The organism is Yokenella regensburgei (assembly GCF_003634235.1).
Lineage (GTDB): Bacteria > Pseudomonadota > Gammaproteobacteria > Enterobacterales > Enterobacteriaceae > Yokenella > Yokenella regensburgei.
The window spans coordinates 58,721-75,648 of the sequence record NZ_RBIZ01000004.1 but is presented as its reverse complement, the minus strand read 5'-3'; the positions used below and the strand labels follow the sequence as shown (position 1 = coordinate 75,648).

The following is a 16,928-nucleotide window of genomic DNA, read 5'->3' as shown; positions in this document are numbered from 1 at the left end:
CGGCCGTTGAGCCGGTCAGCACTTAACCGGCTCGATCACCAGTCGTCCCTGCTCCACGCAAACAATGACCGGCGTGTCGGTGCTGAATCCCGCTTCTCCCAGCCAGTTACCGTTCAGACGCAGGCTGGGGCTGCGGGAATATTAGAAATTTTATTGATTATTTTAAACAAAAGAAAAGGAAAGCACATGAATACAAAACTCCTCGCCGTTGTGGCCGCGACATCCATCTTAATGGGCTGCGCGACACCGGTTAAACCCGATACGGTAAAAGCGGCGAATGGCAGTTCTGTTGATATTTTCAGCGTTCCGGCACTGGCAGATCTTAATAAGAACCGGGTAGCCGATAACAAGCTGCGCGAGGTTACGCCGTCGCATGCCACGATGGGAATGGGGATTGCGGTGTTAGGGGCGCTGACCGGGAACGTCAATGGCAGTGATTTTGATAAGGAAAACTACAAAGGGAATACGATTGATTCCCTGACCAATCCTACGGATGCCGGGTTTACGCCGAAAGCGAAACAAAATATCAAACAATGGCTGGAGGCCAACGGTAATGGCTATGCTTACAAGCAGCCACTCTATATTGGCCATGCCACGTGGGCGCTGGTGTATAACGATGCCACGGCGACCGATCCCGCCTATCAGCTGAAATACAAGATAATTTTTTATAAGCGCCCTGAAAATGGCAGTATGTTTTCAGCATTCACGGTAGCGGAATGTACCCCGGCACCCGTGGAAGCAAAATTGTCAGACTGGCAAGCCAATCATTATGCCCGCGTTACGGCTGAAACAGAAAAATATATGAACAGCTGCTTGCTTGAGCTTAATAATCAGCTGCCACGTTTGCTTAAAAAATAAATAAATCTGGTATCGCTTTTTGTCGGATAGCGCTTCGCTTATCCGGCCTGTAAAACCAAATGATTCTGCTGGTTTTGCAGGCCGGATAAGCTTTTAAAGCCCGTTACTCGCTGCGATCGACGTTGTCGAAGCGGCTGCGGCGGATGATGGGGAGATCGCCGGTATCAATCAGCGCACCGGGGAAGGTTTTTAACCAGTCGCTGACCTTACGCTTATTCATATTCACCACACTCATTCCCTCCAGGCACCCCCATAACTCACGCGTATGCTGCGGGGTGATCACAATACAGTCTTTCATCGCCCGGATTTTTACCGGCATTCCGTCCACAAACCCCGCCCGCGTTAACCATGCGCCCTGCAGCGGCAGATAACGGCAGTCGACGTGAGCATACAGCTCACAGCAGGCCGAACCATCCAGCGCAGACTCCGCGCGTGGATGAAGTTCCGCCTCCTCGGTGCGCCGCCCGTGCAAGCGGTTTCGCGCATTTTTGCGCGGCACCTCGTAAATCTCACTCTCCGTTGTCGCAGAATCTGAATCCGTTTGGGTAACGGGCGCAACTGACATAAACTCAACACCAGCCATACACAACTCCTGTTTAGTTGATTGTGGTTAGCGGTATGGAAGTGTTTGCCCACTTTCATACCGCGAAAATAAAGAACAAAAGGATTATAGAATGCTGGATAAGAAAACAGTATATGGGGAGAGGGGTAAAGTGAATTAATGCGAGGAAGCTTCAGGAAAAGATGGAAGTGAATGTATAATTACATTATTAACGCGTTTTAAAACTGAATGGACACCCATCATAATTATATTTAATAAATTCCAGTAAAGCCTGCCAAAAAAATCAACAGGCCTCTGGTTGGAATATAGCCTATTTACGGTCTTTAAATTTCTCGGGAGAATCGACCAGCACCCCGTAAGCCCCCAGCGCTTTTGCCTGCTGATAATCTTCTGGCGTGTTTATGCCAAATAGCACTACTTTATTTTTATTGCCACCGGTAAAGCATTTAAATGCTTCCGGATCCCACTGCAGATAAGAGGTGGAAACGCCTTCGCCCAGCGTGAATTTCTCAATCACCTGAACCTCCCGGCGGAATTCAAAACCATACCATTTACCCTTGCCCTGCTCGGCAGGGAGCGTGCAAAGATGATCCATCGTGATATTAGCCAGCGCGGTGCGGGTGAGGTCCCGGCTCTCAAAGCGGGGGATCGCTTCAGGCAGGGCGCTGGTGTATTTCTCATCGGTTGAATACACCCTGACCCGTTTAAGCGAATGGGTGTTCTTCAGAAGCGTCAGCAGCGTGCTGGCAAACTGCTGGGGAGAGGCGTCCGGGGATTTGATATCAAGATAGAAAAACGTGTCAGGCCATTTTTTCAGGATGCTCTCAAGCGTTGGAACATGAATGCCTTTACCGCGCAGGGGATAATCCGGAGGCAGGTATTTCCAGGCAGCGTCGGCGGCGGCCAGCTCATCCGCGGTAAAAGAAGAGACGGTTCCGGTCAGACTGGTGAGGGACGATAAATCGGATGGGCGGTACAGGACAATAACGTTGTCTTTGGTTAACTGCAGCGTCACCCAGATGGCATCAGCCTTGTTATGGAGCGACTTTTCAATGGTATAGGCCGTGTTCTCCGGCCCATCGCCGGTACCGCCCCGATGCGCAATAATCAGCGGGGCACTGGCGAAAGCACTTAACGTTGTAGATAAAAGCACTGACGCAAGAAAAACCATCGGTGACTTTGACATATAACCTCCTGTAATAATGGTAAGTAGCACAATGATGGTCGTCATGCTGAATCCCTTTATTTAGCATACTGACTGTCCTGGAGGAATACATGATTCACCTTAATTTAAGGCAGGAGATAATGTCATCTGTATTTATCTTTTCGTTTCCAGCCGCAGCGCCTGCGTCGGCTCCCGCAATAATACCGTGCACACCACCCCCCGGCCCGAATCCGCATAGATAAACCGAAATCCATTATTCACCGAAAGAATATCTCCATTGGTAAATGTATAAAAATGATTGCTCTTGCTGCGCCGGGCGTCGGAAATATAAAAAAGGTTGTTCTCCCACAGTACGCTGACGTGCTGGAATAAATGAAAGGTGACTTCCGCCCAGCCTCTGTCCGGGCAACGTAGCGTTACTTTCTCCCCGGCAAGCGCCGACAGCGGTAGCAGTAATAAGACGGCCAGCGCCCTTTTCAGTATTTTGGTCATGGTTATTATCGTTCTCGTCCTGATGTCGTTGTGCGATAAGGTAATTAACCCCGACGCTGACGCATTGGATCACAGCGACATTTTGCATAAGCCAACGGACATCGGCAGAATAAGCGCCTGCATAATCGGCTAAAGGAGGCATGCTCAATGACGAAACCGCCGCGCGATATTTCCTGGCAGTTTATTGATGAGATAGATAATTTGCCCGACGGCTGGCCGAACGGCGGTGCGCCGGAACTGAACGTGGGGATCCTGCTGTGGCCTGAATTTCCCCTGATGTCGCTTGCCGGGCTGCTGGATGCGCTGCGCCACGCGGCGGATATGGGCGACAACAGCCAGCAGGTGCGCTGCTCGTGGACCATCATGAGCCACGATCCCGGGCTTCGCGTGGCGTCGAGTTCCGGCATCACTATTCAGCCCGACTGCGGCTTTCTGCCGCCGGAAACCTTCGACTACGTGGTGGTCATCGGCGGGCTGCTGCGTAGCCTGCATGCTGGCAGCCCGCCAGGCCGTGAATATCTGCGCGGGGCGTACGCCGCGGGCGTGCCGGTGGCCGGGGTGTGTACCGGCAGCTTTGTGCTGGCGGAAGAGGGGCTGATGGCGGGAAGGCGGGCGTCGCTGCATCCGTTCCATATTGCTGATTTCCGCGCGCGCTTCCCGGGCGTGTATGCCGAAACGGGGAGCGATTTTATTGACGACCGGGGCGTGCTGACCTGTCCGGGCGGGATCTCCACCATTGGTCTGGCGAGCGAGCTTATCCGCCGCCACTGCGGGCCGGATCGCGCCACCAAGGCGATTCACCAGATGGCGGTGCCGAACCGCATCGACGCCGCGCCGGTGTCCGTTTCACGCGCGCTCGGCTTCACCCGGGTGGCGGATGGACGCCTGCGCCGAGCGGTGTTTCTTATCGAGCAGTCGCTGGTGCGCCCGGTCAGCACCGAGTGGCTGGCAGGCCAGGTGAACATCAGCGCGCGGCAGCTGACAAGGTTGTTCCGCCAGGAGTTCGACCAGACGCCCGGCGAGTTTATTCGCGCTGCGCGGCTGAAGTATGGCCGCTGGCTGTTGAAGAACTCGGCGGAGAGCGTCACCGAGATTGCGCTGCGTACCGGCTTCAGCGATTGCGCGCACTTTATTCGCGCCTTTCGCCAGCAGTACCAGTGTACGCCGGGAGATTATCGCGCTTCGCGAGAACCGGTCAGCGAAGGGTGTCGAGCGGAAACGGTCTGTCCTGCACCACCGTCTTCATCACCAGCGTAGAGCGCAGGTGCTGCACGCCGGGCATGGCGGAGAGCTGCTGGTCGTAGAGTTTCTGGAACGCCGGCAGATCGCGGGTGACCACGTGCATCAGGTAATCGGGATCGCCGAACAGACGCTGGGCGTGGACAATCTGCGGGATCTCCTCCACCGCCTCTTCAAAGGCGCTGACCGCCTTGCGATCGCCCTCGCGCAGGGTGGCAAACACCAGGGCGACAAAGTTAAAACCCATTTTCCCCGGATCCAGGTTCGCACGATAACCGGTGATAACGCCGCTCTCCTCCAGCGCGCGCAGGCGGCGGTGACAGGGGGAGAGGCTTAAATTCACCCGTTCCGCCAGCTCGGTGACCGACAGCCGACCGTCAGACTGCAGCTCAGCAAGAATTTTTCGATCAATGCTGTCCATTTAGAAGATCCTCTCAATTTGTAACGCTTACTGGCATGATATTGAAAGCTCATTGCGTTGCAATAACGATATTCTTTCTTTGCCGATAAATATCACCGTTGGGAAGGAAGTGCGCGTGGAGATGAGTTTTGTTGCAGGGTTCTGGCTGGTTTCATTCTTGCTCATCATGACGCCGGGGGCCGACTGGGCGTATGCCATCAGCACCGGGATCCAGGGGCGGGGGATTGTGCCAGCGGTGGCCGGGTTGATGTCCGGGCATTTGCTGGCGACGGTAATTGTGGTGGCGGGGGTGGGGGTGCTGATTGCCGGTCATCCGCTGGCGCTGTCGGCGATCACCCTGCTGGGCGCGCTGTATCTGCTGTGGCTGGGCATCGGTATTTTGCGGGATCCCCCCGCGTTGACCGCCGGGGAAACGGCTCCTGCCAACCGCCAGCGGCTGGCGATAAAGGGATTGTGTATCAGTGGCCTGAATCCGAAAGTGTTTTTGCTGTTTCTGGCGCTGCTGCCGCAGTTCACCGATCCGCACGGTAGCTGGCCAGTGGCGATGCAGATGTCAGTGCTGGGGATTATGCACCTGTTCACCTGCACCATTATTTATCTGCTGGTGGGCTACAGCTCCCGTGCGGTGCTTTCCACCCGCCCGCAGGCGGCGCGAATGGTGAGCCGGGTTTCGGGAGCGATGATGATATTGATTGCCGGAATGCTGCTGTACGGGCAGATGGTGGCACAGTAACAAGGATGACAGATGCCGGTGGCTGTTGCTTCCGGCATTGCGGCAGGTTTTTCTGGCAGGAGAGAAAAGCTACTTCTTAAATGTATGAAACACTTTTGAGGTGGTTTTCATCAGCTCAGGGTGTCTGGCGTGAAAGCGCAGGCGCGGCTTCATGTCCATATCGGTAATAAAATTCGAGGCTTTCTTGATCAGATCACAGGTGCGCTGATCGTAATTATAAAAACCGTGGATTTTTTTGTGAATACTTTTTATTTCCACGAAACAGTTCAGAATAACCAGTTTTAACAGCTGCTGTTTTTCTTTATTGTTATCGTAAACGTTGAATTCGTTAATCGTGTACTCAAGGCTGTCAGTCATATTTTTGATATCATCAAAAATGATGTTCTGAGTAATACCGTGCTGGTTGTGACGGTACAAATAGAGAGGTAGCTTAATGGAAACAATACTTTTAGCTTTGAAATAGAGCCACGGCGTAAAATACATATCCTCATATCTGCCCTTCGACGGGAATTTATGATCGCCTAAAATATCCTTTTTGAATATTCTGCTCCAGACGTGCCAGTGTGAACGCTTGAAGCAGCCATGCAGCACCGCCGGGTCGTTCTTGTGGATGCACTTCTGCAGTTCGTCGATGCAGGCTTTCACCGGCAGGCTGGTATCTTCGGTGCGGAACTTGATGTAGTCGAAGTCAATCAGATCAGGCTTGTCGTTCTTCAGAATCGGGTACACGACCTCGATGAAGTTATCAAACCACAGGTCATCACCATCAAGAAACGAGATGTACTCGCCGCTGGCCTGCTCCAGACCAATATTTCGGGTCTGAGCAATCCCCATATTGGTTTTCTGGTTAAGGTATTTAATATGAGCACGATGTTCGGTATTTAATGCTCTTTTTATCTCATCATCAGTGTGGTCAGTCGAACCGTCATTAATAATGATAATTTCCACGCTCTCATCGCACTGCTTTAATGCCGGGAGCAGCGAGTCGTATATATATTTATCATTATTGTATGTCGGAACAATGATGCTGAGAAAAATATCTTTCATTTGCTGCTCGTCAAAAATAAATTTTCACTACTTTAATTATGCACCAAGCACATTTTACTGTCGAATTTTTTCTGTCTAATTCTACATATGTTTAGGTACGATTCATTCACGTCAATTATGAAAAATCCGTTTTTTCGGAACACTCCAGGGCGGTGAGACAGGGAGACAAAGGTTTTTTTCAGCATGTGATTGTACCATGGCGCAACTAACGCAATGATTTTTAAGCTTTTTGTGCTATCTGGGTTTTTTAGGAACTTTTTAAGCCGTTTTTCAGCCGTGAGCTGAGGCTGAATTGTCTCAATTTCTCTTTGCACATGATTTTTGGCCTGGGATGTGTGAGGGAGGCGGGGGGGCGTTTTGACGTCGCCTCTGTAGCGAGCAGATTCACGCAGAAAAACAGAGCGCCATGCTGCACTCGGTTGATTATCTGCGCGAAGCCCAGTCGCGCAGGTGAAAAAATTAATTATTCCGCGCAGGACAGCGATATTTTAACGGCCATTGGATTCCGGCCTGACGCGGCCTCGCGGGATGATAGCCACGAGAAATTCACCCCGGCACAGAACCTGTGATTTACACCCGCCGACGTGCAGAACTGGCTGCACGATAGCACGCAAAAAAAACCGAAAATCCCCCTATTTTTCCTGAAAAAAGCCATGCATCCATAAGGTGCATGGTTTTGCATTCAAATCCCCGTATTTTTTATCCCCCGCAGCATCAGTACCGGCGCGGTCTGAGCCGGTTCATGCACCTGCATTAAAAGCGACCTCTAAAGCGGGCAGGCGTGGCGGGGAAAGAATTGCGCGCTGATATATTAAATACCTAAAAGCAGTTTTTCATATTTCGAATGAACAACTTCGAATTTTTTTGATAGATCGATTTCTTGATTCGGTCTCTTGAGAGCCTCACGCGCATGATATGGTAACTGAAGCATGGATACGCATCTATAATAATGGCTTATTAGTGTTGATTTCGAATCATGCCATATGTTATCTATTGATGTTAGTATTTCTTGTTTTTTATCTATGTAATCCTGCAGTTCATTACTTTTCATAACGTTCAGGAAATATTGAATTACAGGGTAATCTATTTCCGATGATGAAATGGAAAATATGTGCTCGCTGGTTTCTTCGCTAAAACTCCAATCTACCCATGTATTGAATGATTTTTCCCAGCAATAAAATTGAATTTGTGTGGATGAATGGAGTTTGAAATTTGAAAGACAATCTCGCACACACTCTCTAGAGTTGACTCTTGTATACTCTAGGTCATTGCAGTGAAGTTTTATTGAGTCAATATAAAAATCCAACGCCACCGGTTCATTGATTATTGCTAATGCTTTACCTAGTGCTGATTGTATATTTGGGAATCTACATGGATAAGTATTGACATAGGTCACCCAATAATTAAGATCATTATTAGCATATATGAGCTCAAATAACTCCACTATAAAATCATCATTGTTCAATGATGTATTCTTTCTAGGGTTGGATATGGAATTGATGCAATAAAATAATAGGACTCTTGATACATACAGTGAATCTAATAGTTTCATTAAGCTAATGATACTTTCTTGATGAATGCAAGATGATAGATAGTAAATTTTTATTGTGTTTATTGAGTTGGATAAAAGTTGCGACAAAGCAATGGTATTAAATGCAGACAATATGCGAACAGAGGTTTTTATTTCGCTGGGGATAATATCGGGCAATAAATCATTGTGATAAGCTAATTGACGACCGATATGCTCTATTGAATCATCGTTAATAATTTGGCTAATATCTAAAAGATCGGTGCCATATCTTTTTTGATAATGGTCTGAAATTTCATGTGGTATATAGTTTATGATGTCTTGGCAGCATTGGTCTAGTAGTTCTTCTGGAATGGTAATGTTTTTAAATAGTTTGTTAATAATGTCTTCCGGAGGAATGATGTGGCTAATTAATATTAAGTATGATGACCAAGATGTCTTATTCAAAAGGATTTCTTGTAATGTAAAAATTAATTCTGATGTATTAATGATATCTGAAAAAATAATCGATTTTTCAGAGGGGGATACGGAGCTTAGAATGGATTCTTCGATGAGGTTTTTATAATCTTGATTGGTCGGCAATTCTTTGTTTAACTCTATTGTATTGAGTGTTTTAATAATGGCCTCATATAGAGGTGTTTTAGCATTGTTACTCATTGATATTTCTCCAAACTAAGCATTCTGAGTTTTCTAAATCATCCCATAAATTCAAAAATGCATTCGCTATAAGTTGAGCATCTTGAACTTTTTGTAAAATATGATGACTAGTTCCATAAGAGTTAACAGATGTTCCTAATGACCATGCTAAAGTAGTTGAGTCATAATCAGATGCAGGGAAAATAATAAAACGGTCGTGGAAATCCCAACCATTACTTCCTGTTCTACATCTAAATTCCAAGTTAATTGTTTGAAGGGTTTCTGTCGGTAACTGATTAAAACTATCTTTGTATTTATTTATCGTGAGTGAATCTTTTGATTGGGATTTGGTGGTTGCAGTGCTATTTTGAGCGTTAGGTGGTGATTCTAATGAACTAATCGCTTTCATCATTGAGCCAGAGTGCTTATTCTGAAGCAAGGTATCAAATAAATCTTGAAAGCTTAAATATGGATCCCATAACCATACTGCATCATGTCCATGCATATTTATTAAATATATCAAATCATCCATTGCATTCATTTTAGATTCTGATTTATTAATCCCTTTGGGATTGTACTGAACAAAATTTCTACTTTTCTTCAATGCAATACTACTACTATCGTATATCCTTTTCTCAATCCAATTAAGGAGCGGTTGTTTTGAGTGGTTAGATTTATTTTTATCTGATTCTAATATGCTAACTTTTTTTGATTTACTACCATTTGTTAACAACCTTTCCTTAATGATTGAAGTAGTGGTTATGATCTTTGCAGTTGGGGATATAAAAGCTGAAGGTCTAGTTCTTGCTAATATTAGGTTGTTTTCTGGATCCCAGATTGTACCAATATGGGATCTTTTATTGGGTATTGGAAGAGAAAGACTTAGATCTCCACTTTTTAGTATCTTAGTGAAATATCCTTCACAAAGATTATCACTCTCGCTTAAATGGCAATTAATAATTAGATCTCTTTTTTGAGCATTTCTGTGCCAATCGATCTCACAGTTTAAATTGTAGCCATCATGTTTTTTTTCCAATCCGAAATTAGACATTAAAATTCTAGTGGGGATTTGCAATAAAAAATTTCCCACTCTGTCAGAGACGCTTTCTATTGAGATTGGTATTACTTTTCTTAGTTCTTCGGATAATTCTTTTAGTGCTAATGGTGAAGAAAGTAAATCCTGATGATTTTCTTTATTGAAGTCAAACCATTCAAATACATAAGAGCCGTTGTAGTAATTGTTTTTTAATATACTATTAATTGGAACGCTCTCATATGAGTCTGGAGAAATAAAATATTTGTCTAGTGGTTGTAGGTTGTTGATCTCAACTTGTTCTTGACCCCATCTCATATTGGCGTCCAAAGATGATAACTTCGCCATTAGTTCAGAAATACTAATGCAATATCTTTTTACGCCGAATCTCCATTGTTTTAATTTTTTTACACTAATTAAATCCGTAGTTAAGTAAGTAACTTTATTGTAAGCGGGGTCTTGAAAGTCTTCAGCAACCATAATTGTAAGAATATTGCACGGTTTCTTCTCAGGGTTTAAAGAGAATACTTCCGTGATTTCTACAGTATTATAGAATCCTAAAGCTCCGTTTTTAAGAAGTAATTCTACCTCATTAATTCTATCTGTCATTGTCATAGTTCCATTAAAAAGTGTTGGTGCCGTATTTATTAATGCGTACTCCCCACCAGTCCATTAACTCCACTCGTTGAAGTAAATAAGTTGAACGGTTGTAAGCTCGCCTGACTTCATTTTTATCACTATGAGCTAACGCAGCTTCAATAATATCTGCATTAAATCCCGCTTCGTCCATAGCAGTACTTGCGATAGAACGTAATCCATGTGCAACAAGCTTTCCGCCATAACCGATCCGTTTTAAAGCAGAGTTCGCAGTTTGACTATTCATCGCTTGCTTTGGATTATTCCTGCTTGGGAAAATATGTTTACGATGAGCGCTGATTGGCTTCATCACTTCTAGAATATCTAATGCTTGAGGAGATAAAGGTACGATGTGTTCACGCTTTGCCTTCATCCGTTCGGCCGGGATCGTCCAAAGTTTGGCATCGAGATCGATCTCTACCCATCGAGCGCCAGAAGCCTCAGAGGGGCGCACGAGAGTCAGGAGTTGCCATTCAATTAGACAGCGAGTCGAAACAGAGAGATTCGACATTATCAAAGAACGCATGAGTTTCGGTAACTCTTCTGGTCGTAGTGTTGGCATGTTTTGCTTTTTGGGTTTCTCAAATGCCATACCAATACCTGATGCAGGGTTGGTATCAATCAGACCAGTGTTTACGGCATAAATCATTATCTCGTTAATGCGCTGTACTAGGCGACGAACGGTTTCAAGTGCTCCACGCGCTTTGATTGGCTCCAGTGCTTCCACTATCGTTCTAGCTTTGAGTTCCTGAACAGGTATTGCACCGATAGTTGGAAGAACATCTTTATCTAATGAACGCCAGATGTCTTTTGCATAATCTTCTGTGACACTTCTGCTTTTAATCTGGAACCAGCTAGCAGCTACTGTTGAGAAAATGCTGTCTAACTCAATCTGGCGTTGTTCTGACGCCTGCTCCTGTTGCTGTTGTGGATCTATACCTTGCGTGAGCGTGGTTAAGTGCTGGTCGCGTATCTGACGAGCTGCAGCCAGTGTTGGGGCAGGGCATGAGCCAAGACTCAAATTGGTTCGGCTACCACTGACCGGACGTTGATAGCGGAAGCGCCTGAGTTTTTTACCAGAGGTTTTGACGAGTAAAAACAGGCTGTCACCATCATGAAGGGTGAAATCTTTTTCTCGAGGTTTGGCTTTAAGGATTTCGTTGTTAGTGAGGGGATGTATGATGCGAGCCATATCCGGAGTCTTTCCAGAACGAGAACACTTTCGATTACCCACATTGTAAACTGTGGTCAAATTTCTACCACATATCCTTTTGATTTTTGAGAAGAAACAGGCACAAAAAAGCCCGCAGGGCTTGCGCCGTGCGGGCTTTCAGGACTTCGTATCAGGCTCTGGTGACCATCAACCAAGAATTTTGGTGGAGCTGGCGGGAGTTGAACCCGCGTCCGAAATTCCTACATCCTCGGTACTACATGCTTAGTCAGTCTTTACATTCGCCTGGCACCTGCGGACAGACACGCCACTACCAAACTAGCCTGATTAGTTTTAACGCTTCAACCCCAGGCAGGGCATCCACGCGATCTCTTTTGGGTTTGACCTCTCTTTGATCCCCGTCTTAAGAGCGGAAGCTAGGGAGAGAGGGCTCAGAGCAGGTTATTAAGCTGCTAAAGCGTAGTTTTCGTCGTTTGCGACTATTTTTTTGCGGCTTTTTACGAGGCCAACCGCCCCTCGGCATGCACCTTGGGTTTCGCAAATCCCGTCGAATCCAGAATCAGCCCCAATGTGTTATGCCGAGTATAACAGAATTGTCATGAGCAATACCAGCCTGGTTCTGCTCACTTAACGCTCACGTAGCGCTTCTTTTGCGCGGTTGAACGGTTTAATCAGGTACTCGGCGACGGTTTTTTCGCCGGTCTTGATATCAACGGTGGCAATCATCCCCGGCACGATGGAAAACTTGCGCCCGGCCTTGTTCAGCAAGAAATCCTGATGGGTACGAATGAACACCCGGTAGTACACCACTTCGGGCTTCACTTTGTCCTGAATGGTGTCCGGCGAGATGGTCTCTACTTCGCCCTCCAGTCCGCCGTAAATCGAGTAGTCATAGGCGGTTATCTTCACCAGCGCCCGCTGTCCGGGGTGGATGAAGGCGATATCGCGCGGCGAGAGGCGCGCCTCAATCAGCAGCCGGTCGTCGATGGGCACAATCTCCATCATCTCGCCGTTTGGCGGAATAACGCCGCCGATGGTGGTGACCTGGATGTTCTTCACGATCCCGCGCATCGGCGAGCGTACCGTCAGGCGGGTCACCGAATCTTCACGCCCTTTCAGCACCGCAGAGAGCATGTCGACCTCCGCGTTGGCCTTTGACAGCTCCTCGCGAGCCTGTACGTAATACTGCGAACGCAGGTCGGTAATTTTGAGGCCTAAATCGCTTTTCTGGCGCTGCAGGCGCAGCACCTCCACGTGGCTTGCGGCACCGCTTTTCTCAAGACGCTGGGTGATGGCGAGCTCTTTGTTGACCGACACCAGCGCGTCGCGCAGTTCAGACTCGGAGTCGGCGAGCTGGGCGCGGCGGGTTTTATACAGCCGTGTCTCAGAGGCCACTAAGTCCGGCCACGCCTTCAGCGACGGCGGGAAGACCAGCGGAGCATCGTTCACCTCGGCGGAGAGGCGGGCGCTGGAGGCGAGCGAGGCGCGATAGCGCGCGGCGCTTTCGCCCACGTTTGATTCAGAACGCGTCGGGTCGAGGCGGGCGACGATTTCTCCCGCCTGCACGATGTCGCCTTCGCGCACTTTCAGCTCGGCCACGATACCGCCGTCAAGCGATTGCAGCACCTGTTCGCGCGAGCTGGGCACCACTTTGCCGGTGCCGGTAGAGACCTCATCCAGGGTGCCAAACCACGCCCAGACGAAGAAAATCAAAAACATCAGGCCGCTCAGCATAATAATGCGGCTGGCGCCGGAGTATTCGCTCTCCCGGCGGATGTCCGGGTCTTCCATCGCGGCATCATGCGGACTGGTTTTCATTTTTCCACTCCCGTGCGTTGGCCTGCGCCGCCGTGCGGCCGTTGTTCAGCGCCTGTGCTTTCGGCGCGTCCATCACCAGTTGTCCCTCTTTCAGCACCACGATGCGTTCCACCAGATCCAGCACCGGCACCCGGTGGGTGGCGACAATCAGCGTCCGGTTACCCAGCCACTGGTGCAGGCGTTGAATAAAATCGCGTTCGGTGTGGTCATCGAGTGAGGCGGTGGGTTCGTCGAGCAGGACGATATTTGGCGAGCGCAGCAGCATCCGCGCCAGCAGAATCGACTGACGCTGGCCGCCGGAAAGCCCGGCACCGCCCTCCATAATCGGATGGTCGAGCCCCTTCGCCAGCCGTTTGACGAAATCGCCGCCGCCGCTGATTTCCAGCACTTCGAAAATGGCGTCGTCGGTGGCGTGCGGCGCGCCGAGGGTCAGGTTCTCACGTAGGGTGCCGAAAAAGAGCCGGGCGTTCTGGCTGAGCAGGCCGATGTTGCGGCGTAAATCCGCCGCGTCTATCTGCTCCATGCTGAGGTTGTCGAGGCGCACGTCGCCGCTTATCACATCCACGCCGCCCGCCAGCGCCTGCAGCAGGGTCGATTTACCCGCGCCGTTGCGCCCGAGCAGGGCGATGCGCTCGCCGGGGTGAATTTCAAGACGCGCGATCCGCAGCGGGACGCGCTGATCTTCGCTGTGGTAGCGGAACTGCGCGTTCTCAATCACGTAGTGGCCGTGGAAAATTTCCTGATGCACCATCCGTTCGTCGCGCTGGGTCTCGGTCGGGAGCTGCATAATGCTGTCGAGCCCCTGTTTCGCCGCTTTCACCTGCTGCCAGCGGGCCAGCACGCCGCAGAGGTTCGCCATCGGAGCAATCATCCTTGAGGCCAGCATCGAGGCCGCCACCACCGAACCGGTGGTCAGTTCGCCCTCGATCACCATCGGCGCGCCGAAAAGGATAACCGCCGTGTAGACCAGGCTCTGAATGGTCATTCCCCAGCTGATAAGCCCCTGGGTCAGCTCGCGGGTGCGCAGGCCGGATTCGGCGGTGATGCGAATATAGCTGTTCCACTGCTGCAGAAAGCGGTTCTCGGCCTGCATCAGCTTGATGTCCTCCAGGCCCTGCACGCTCTCCACCAGCACCGCGTTGCGCAGGGTAGATTCATGTGCCGCCTGGTTGGCCAGCATCGCCAGGCGTTTTTGCAGCATCAGCCCCGGCAGCACCATCAGAATGGCGGCCACGGGGGCTATCCACGCCAGCGGCGGCGCGATGATCGCCAGCACCACGATGAAGAGGAAAAAGAACGGTAGATCGACGATGGTAGAGATGGTGGAGGAGGTGATCATCTCGCGCACCTGCTCCAGCTCGCGCAATTGCGAAATAAAGCTGCCGGTGGAGCGCGGCACCGCGCTGTTGCGCAGGCGCAGGGCGTGGCTGAATACCCGATCAGAGATGCGCATGTCCGCGCGTTTGCCAAGCACGTCCATGATATGGCTGCGGGCAATTTTGAGCAGAAAGCCGAACACGGTGGCAACCAGCACCCCGGTTGCCAGCACGTACAGCGTGGGGTAAGACTGCGCCGGGATCACCCGGTCATAGACCTGCATCGAGAATATAATCCCGGAAAGTGACAGCACGTTCACCAGCAGGGCGGCGAACATCACCGGGCCGTAGGGGCGTATGTCCATCATCACCAGCGTTTTCAGCCAGTCGGGGCTGAAGCGGGTGACGTAGGCATCCACGCGGCTGTCCTTCAGCACCGAGAGGGGACGCAGGGCGGCGATAAAACGGATCTCCGATAACAGCTCGTCGTATGCCACGCGGTTAGTCTGGCGATCGCCATCGATAAGGCTGATATCGACGGTGTTCTCGCCGTCAAAATGCTCGATCACCGCCAGTTTACCGTCGTTGAGGCTGACGATCACCGGCAGACGCCAGTGGGCTATCGCCTCCTGCGACGGGGTGAGTAACTTAAACGACAGTCCGGCCTGGCGCGCAAGCTGCGTCAGCGCGGAGACCATACTTTTATCTTTAAACCACGGCGCGTTGGCCTGTAAGGTTCCCGGTGAGCAGGCAACGCGATAGTGCCCGGCAATATGGCTGATGGCCAGCGCCCAGTTGCTGAGGGCGCGTTCGGTGAGTAACTCTTCTACAGGCGGGGCGGCGTGGGTCATGGCTGGATCTCCACTGACTGAATGCTGCGATTCTCAAGACCAAAGGCGCGGCGCAGCTGGCCGGTGTTGTACATGCAGTTGATCTGCAGTTGCCGCAGCTGGCTCTCGGTCTGCTGGCGGGCGAAGCGGGCCTGGTACACCTCCTGTTCCGCGTTCAGCACGTCGAGCAGCGGGCGGGAGCCGAGGTCGAGGTACTGCTGCTGGTACAGCTCACGGGTCTGTTCGCTGAGGGTTTCCTGGCGCTGCAGCACCTGCATGGCGCCATACAGGCTCAGCGCCTGGCTGCGGGCTTCAGCCAGCTTCTGCCGCACGTCGAGGCGGGTGCGCTGAATGCCGGACTGCGCCGCCTCCAGCGCGTGGCTGGCGGCGTTGCGCCGGGCGGTTAAGCCGCCGCCCTGGTAAATCGGCATCTCCACTTTTACCCAGGTGGAGTACTGGGTGCGGTCGAGCACGTCGTGGCTCGGGTATTTGTCGTTGAGATAGTGCTGCACCTGCGGCTCCAGCGAGATGGTCGGCGTCATCTGCGCGTTGGCGTAATCAAGGTTGGCTTTGGCGACGTTTGCCTGCGCCCAGGAGGCCAGCACCGCGGGCACCAGCCGGTCGTCCGGTTTGGCGATATCGCAGCTTTTGTTGAATTTATCCGGGAAGTCGTTGCTGATGCCGTTCAGGTTATCCCAGCCGAGCCAGCTCATCAGCGTGGCCTGGGCACTGTCGAGGCTCGACTGATACTGGATCAGCTGCGAGCGGGCGGATTCAATACGCGCATCGGTTTGCACCACGTCCGAAAGCGACGTGGCTCCTTCGTCATTACGCTGCTGGGTCAGTTTGCCGATGGCGCTCAGCGCCTCGAGCTGCTCTTTGGCGATGTCCACCATCTGCTGCCAGGTCTGCACCTGCACCATGGCTATGGCGGTGTCGTGGCCGACGTTATCAATGCTCACCAGCACGTTGGCCTGCTCCTGCGCGACGCCCGCGCTCTGTGCGCGCACCTGGCTGTCGACCTTGCCGAAGTCATAGAGCATTTGCGAGAGCGAGAGTACCAGCGACGGGCTGAAGCCGCCGTCGGTGTAGGTATTGGAGTAGCCGTTGTTCATTCCGGCGCTGACCTGCGGGTAGTACTTCGATTTGGCGACGTTGACCTGCTCGGATTGCGACCAGAGTTTGCCGATGGCTTCACGAATGGTCGGATGCCACATCACGGCGCGGGTGACCGCGTCGTTGAGCGTTAGCGTGCCGGGCGCAGCGGCCGCCAGTTTCAGCGAGGCGCTGCCGTCCAGTGCGGGGAGCTCCTGCTCTTCGGCGAGCCCCTGAGTGGTGATGAACTGCGGTGCGTCTTCGGCGTAGACCTGGGCTGAACACAGGCAACACGCCAGCCACCAGGCCACGGGCTGTAATTTTCCCATATTTTGTCCCTAATAAAGC

General features: G+C 50.9%; 14 protein-coding genes, 1 other RNA gene and 2 pseudogenes. 4 read left to right on the top strand and 13 right to left on the bottom strand.

Annotated elements, in window-relative coordinates; genetic code table 11:
• Nucleotides 1-15 precede the first annotated feature (15 nt).
• Nucleotides 16-129: pseudogene (locus tag C7387_RS11790) on the bottom strand (SymE family type I addiction module toxin); the annotation flags it as partial.
• A 57-nt stretch (nucleotides 130-186) separates the two neighbouring features.
• Between C7387_RS11790 and C7387_RS11785 the strand changes: the two are divergent.
• On the top strand, nucleotides 187-858 hold the full coding sequence (locus C7387_RS11785) for a hypothetical protein (protein WP_120816766.1): 672 nt from the start codon (nucleotides 187-189) through the stop codon (nucleotides 856-858).
• A 103-nt stretch (nucleotides 859-961) separates the two neighbouring features.
• On the opposite strand, the gene C7387_RS11780 is transcribed toward C7387_RS11785, so the two are convergent.
• From C7387_RS11780 to C7387_RS11770, 3 genes are all read right to left on the bottom strand, one after another.
• Nucleotides 962-1,441, bottom strand: coding sequence for a SymE family type I addiction module toxin (locus tag C7387_RS11780; RefSeq protein ID WP_006817373.1), 480 nt, complete (start codon nucleotides 1,439-1,441; stop codon nucleotides 962-964).
• Between the two features lie 289 nt (nucleotides 1,442-1,730).
• Complete coding sequence (locus C7387_RS11775; protein ID WP_166791170.1) at nucleotides 1,731-2,591, bottom strand: glycerophosphodiester phosphodiesterase family protein; 861 nt, start codon at nucleotides 2,589-2,591, stop codon at nucleotides 1,731-1,733.
• 147 nt (nucleotides 2,592-2,738) lie between these two features.
• Nucleotides 2,739-3,077: a hypothetical protein gene (locus C7387_RS11770; RefSeq protein ID WP_120816764.1), complete on the bottom strand. Its 339-nt coding sequence runs from the start codon at nucleotides 3,075-3,077 to the stop codon at nucleotides 2,739-2,741.
• Between the two features lie 147 nt (nucleotides 3,078-3,224).
• Here C7387_RS11770 and C7387_RS11765 point away from each other — a divergent pair, with 147 nt between their 5' ends.
• On the top strand, nucleotides 3,225-4,334 hold the full coding sequence (locus tag C7387_RS11765; RefSeq protein WP_038255096.1) for a GlxA family transcriptional regulator: 1,110 nt from the start codon (nucleotides 3,225-3,227) through the stop codon (nucleotides 4,332-4,334).
• On the opposite strand, the gene C7387_RS11760 is transcribed toward C7387_RS11765, so the two are convergent.
• A complete protein-coding gene (locus tag C7387_RS11760; RefSeq protein WP_038255094.1) occupies nucleotides 4,273-4,737 on the bottom strand; it encodes an Lrp/AsnC family transcriptional regulator in 465 nt (154 codons plus the stop codon). The genes C7387_RS11765 and C7387_RS11760 overlap by 62 nt on opposite strands.
• Nucleotides 4,738-4,852: 115 nt before the next feature.
• On the opposite strand from C7387_RS11760, the gene C7387_RS11755 reads away from it, so the two are divergent.
• Nucleotides 4,853-5,470 carry a LysE family translocator gene (locus C7387_RS11755; protein ID WP_040902898.1) on the top strand — a complete coding sequence of 206 codons (618 nt, stop codon included), beginning with the start codon at nucleotides 4,853-4,855 and terminating at the stop codon, nucleotides 5,468-5,470.
• A gap of 69 nt (nucleotides 5,471-5,539) precedes the next feature.
• On the opposite strand, the gene C7387_RS11750 is transcribed toward C7387_RS11755, so the two are convergent.
• A complete protein-coding gene (locus C7387_RS11750; RefSeq protein ID WP_006817380.1) occupies nucleotides 5,540-6,517 on the bottom strand; it encodes a glycosyltransferase family 2 protein in 978 nt (325 codons plus the stop codon).
• Between the two features lie 376 nt (nucleotides 6,518-6,893).
• Between C7387_RS11750 and C7387_RS11740 the strand changes: the two are divergent.
• A pseudogene (locus tag C7387_RS11740) lies at nucleotides 6,894-7,124 on the top strand (phage polarity suppression protein); the annotation flags it as partial.
• 204 nt (nucleotides 7,125-7,328) lie between these two features.
• On the opposite strand, the gene C7387_RS11735 reads toward C7387_RS11740, so the two are convergent.
• The 7 genes from C7387_RS11735 to C7387_RS11705 form a co-directional block, all read right to left on the bottom strand.
• Nucleotides 7,329-8,702, bottom strand: coding sequence for a hypothetical protein (locus tag C7387_RS11735; protein WP_120816763.1), 1,374 nt, complete (start codon nucleotides 8,700-8,702; stop codon nucleotides 7,329-7,331).
• Nucleotides 8,695-10,323, bottom strand: coding sequence for a VPA1262 family N-terminal domain-containing protein (locus C7387_RS11730; protein ID WP_120816762.1), 1,629 nt, complete (start codon nucleotides 10,321-10,323; stop codon nucleotides 8,695-8,697). Before C7387_RS11730 ends, C7387_RS11735 begins: the two co-directional genes overlap by 8 nt.
• A gap of 13 nt (nucleotides 10,324-10,336) precedes the next feature.
• Nucleotides 10,337-11,542, bottom strand: coding sequence for an integrase domain-containing protein (locus tag C7387_RS11725; RefSeq protein ID WP_120816761.1), 1,206 nt, complete (start codon nucleotides 11,540-11,542; stop codon nucleotides 10,337-10,339).
• 182 nt (nucleotides 11,543-11,724) lie between these two features.
• Nucleotides 11,725-12,088, bottom strand: a transfer-messenger RNA (tmRNA) gene (gene ssrA / locus C7387_RS11720).
• A 60-nt stretch (nucleotides 12,089-12,148) separates the two neighbouring features.
• Nucleotides 12,149-13,312: an HlyD family type I secretion periplasmic adaptor subunit gene (locus tag C7387_RS11715; protein WP_087943237.1), complete on the bottom strand. Its 1,164-nt coding sequence runs from the start codon at nucleotides 13,310-13,312 to the stop codon at nucleotides 12,149-12,151.
• A gap of 7 nt (nucleotides 13,313-13,319) precedes the next feature.
• Nucleotides 13,320-15,506, bottom strand: coding sequence for a type I secretion system permease/ATPase (locus C7387_RS11710; protein ID WP_120816760.1), 2,187 nt, complete (start codon nucleotides 15,504-15,506; stop codon nucleotides 13,320-13,322).
• Complete coding sequence (locus tag C7387_RS11705) at nucleotides 15,503-16,909, bottom strand: TolC family outer membrane protein (protein ID WP_006817444.1); 1,407 nt, start codon at nucleotides 16,907-16,909, stop codon at nucleotides 15,503-15,505. Before C7387_RS11705 ends, C7387_RS11710 begins: the two co-directional genes overlap by 4 nt.
• Nucleotides 16,910-16,928 lie beyond the last annotated feature (19 nt).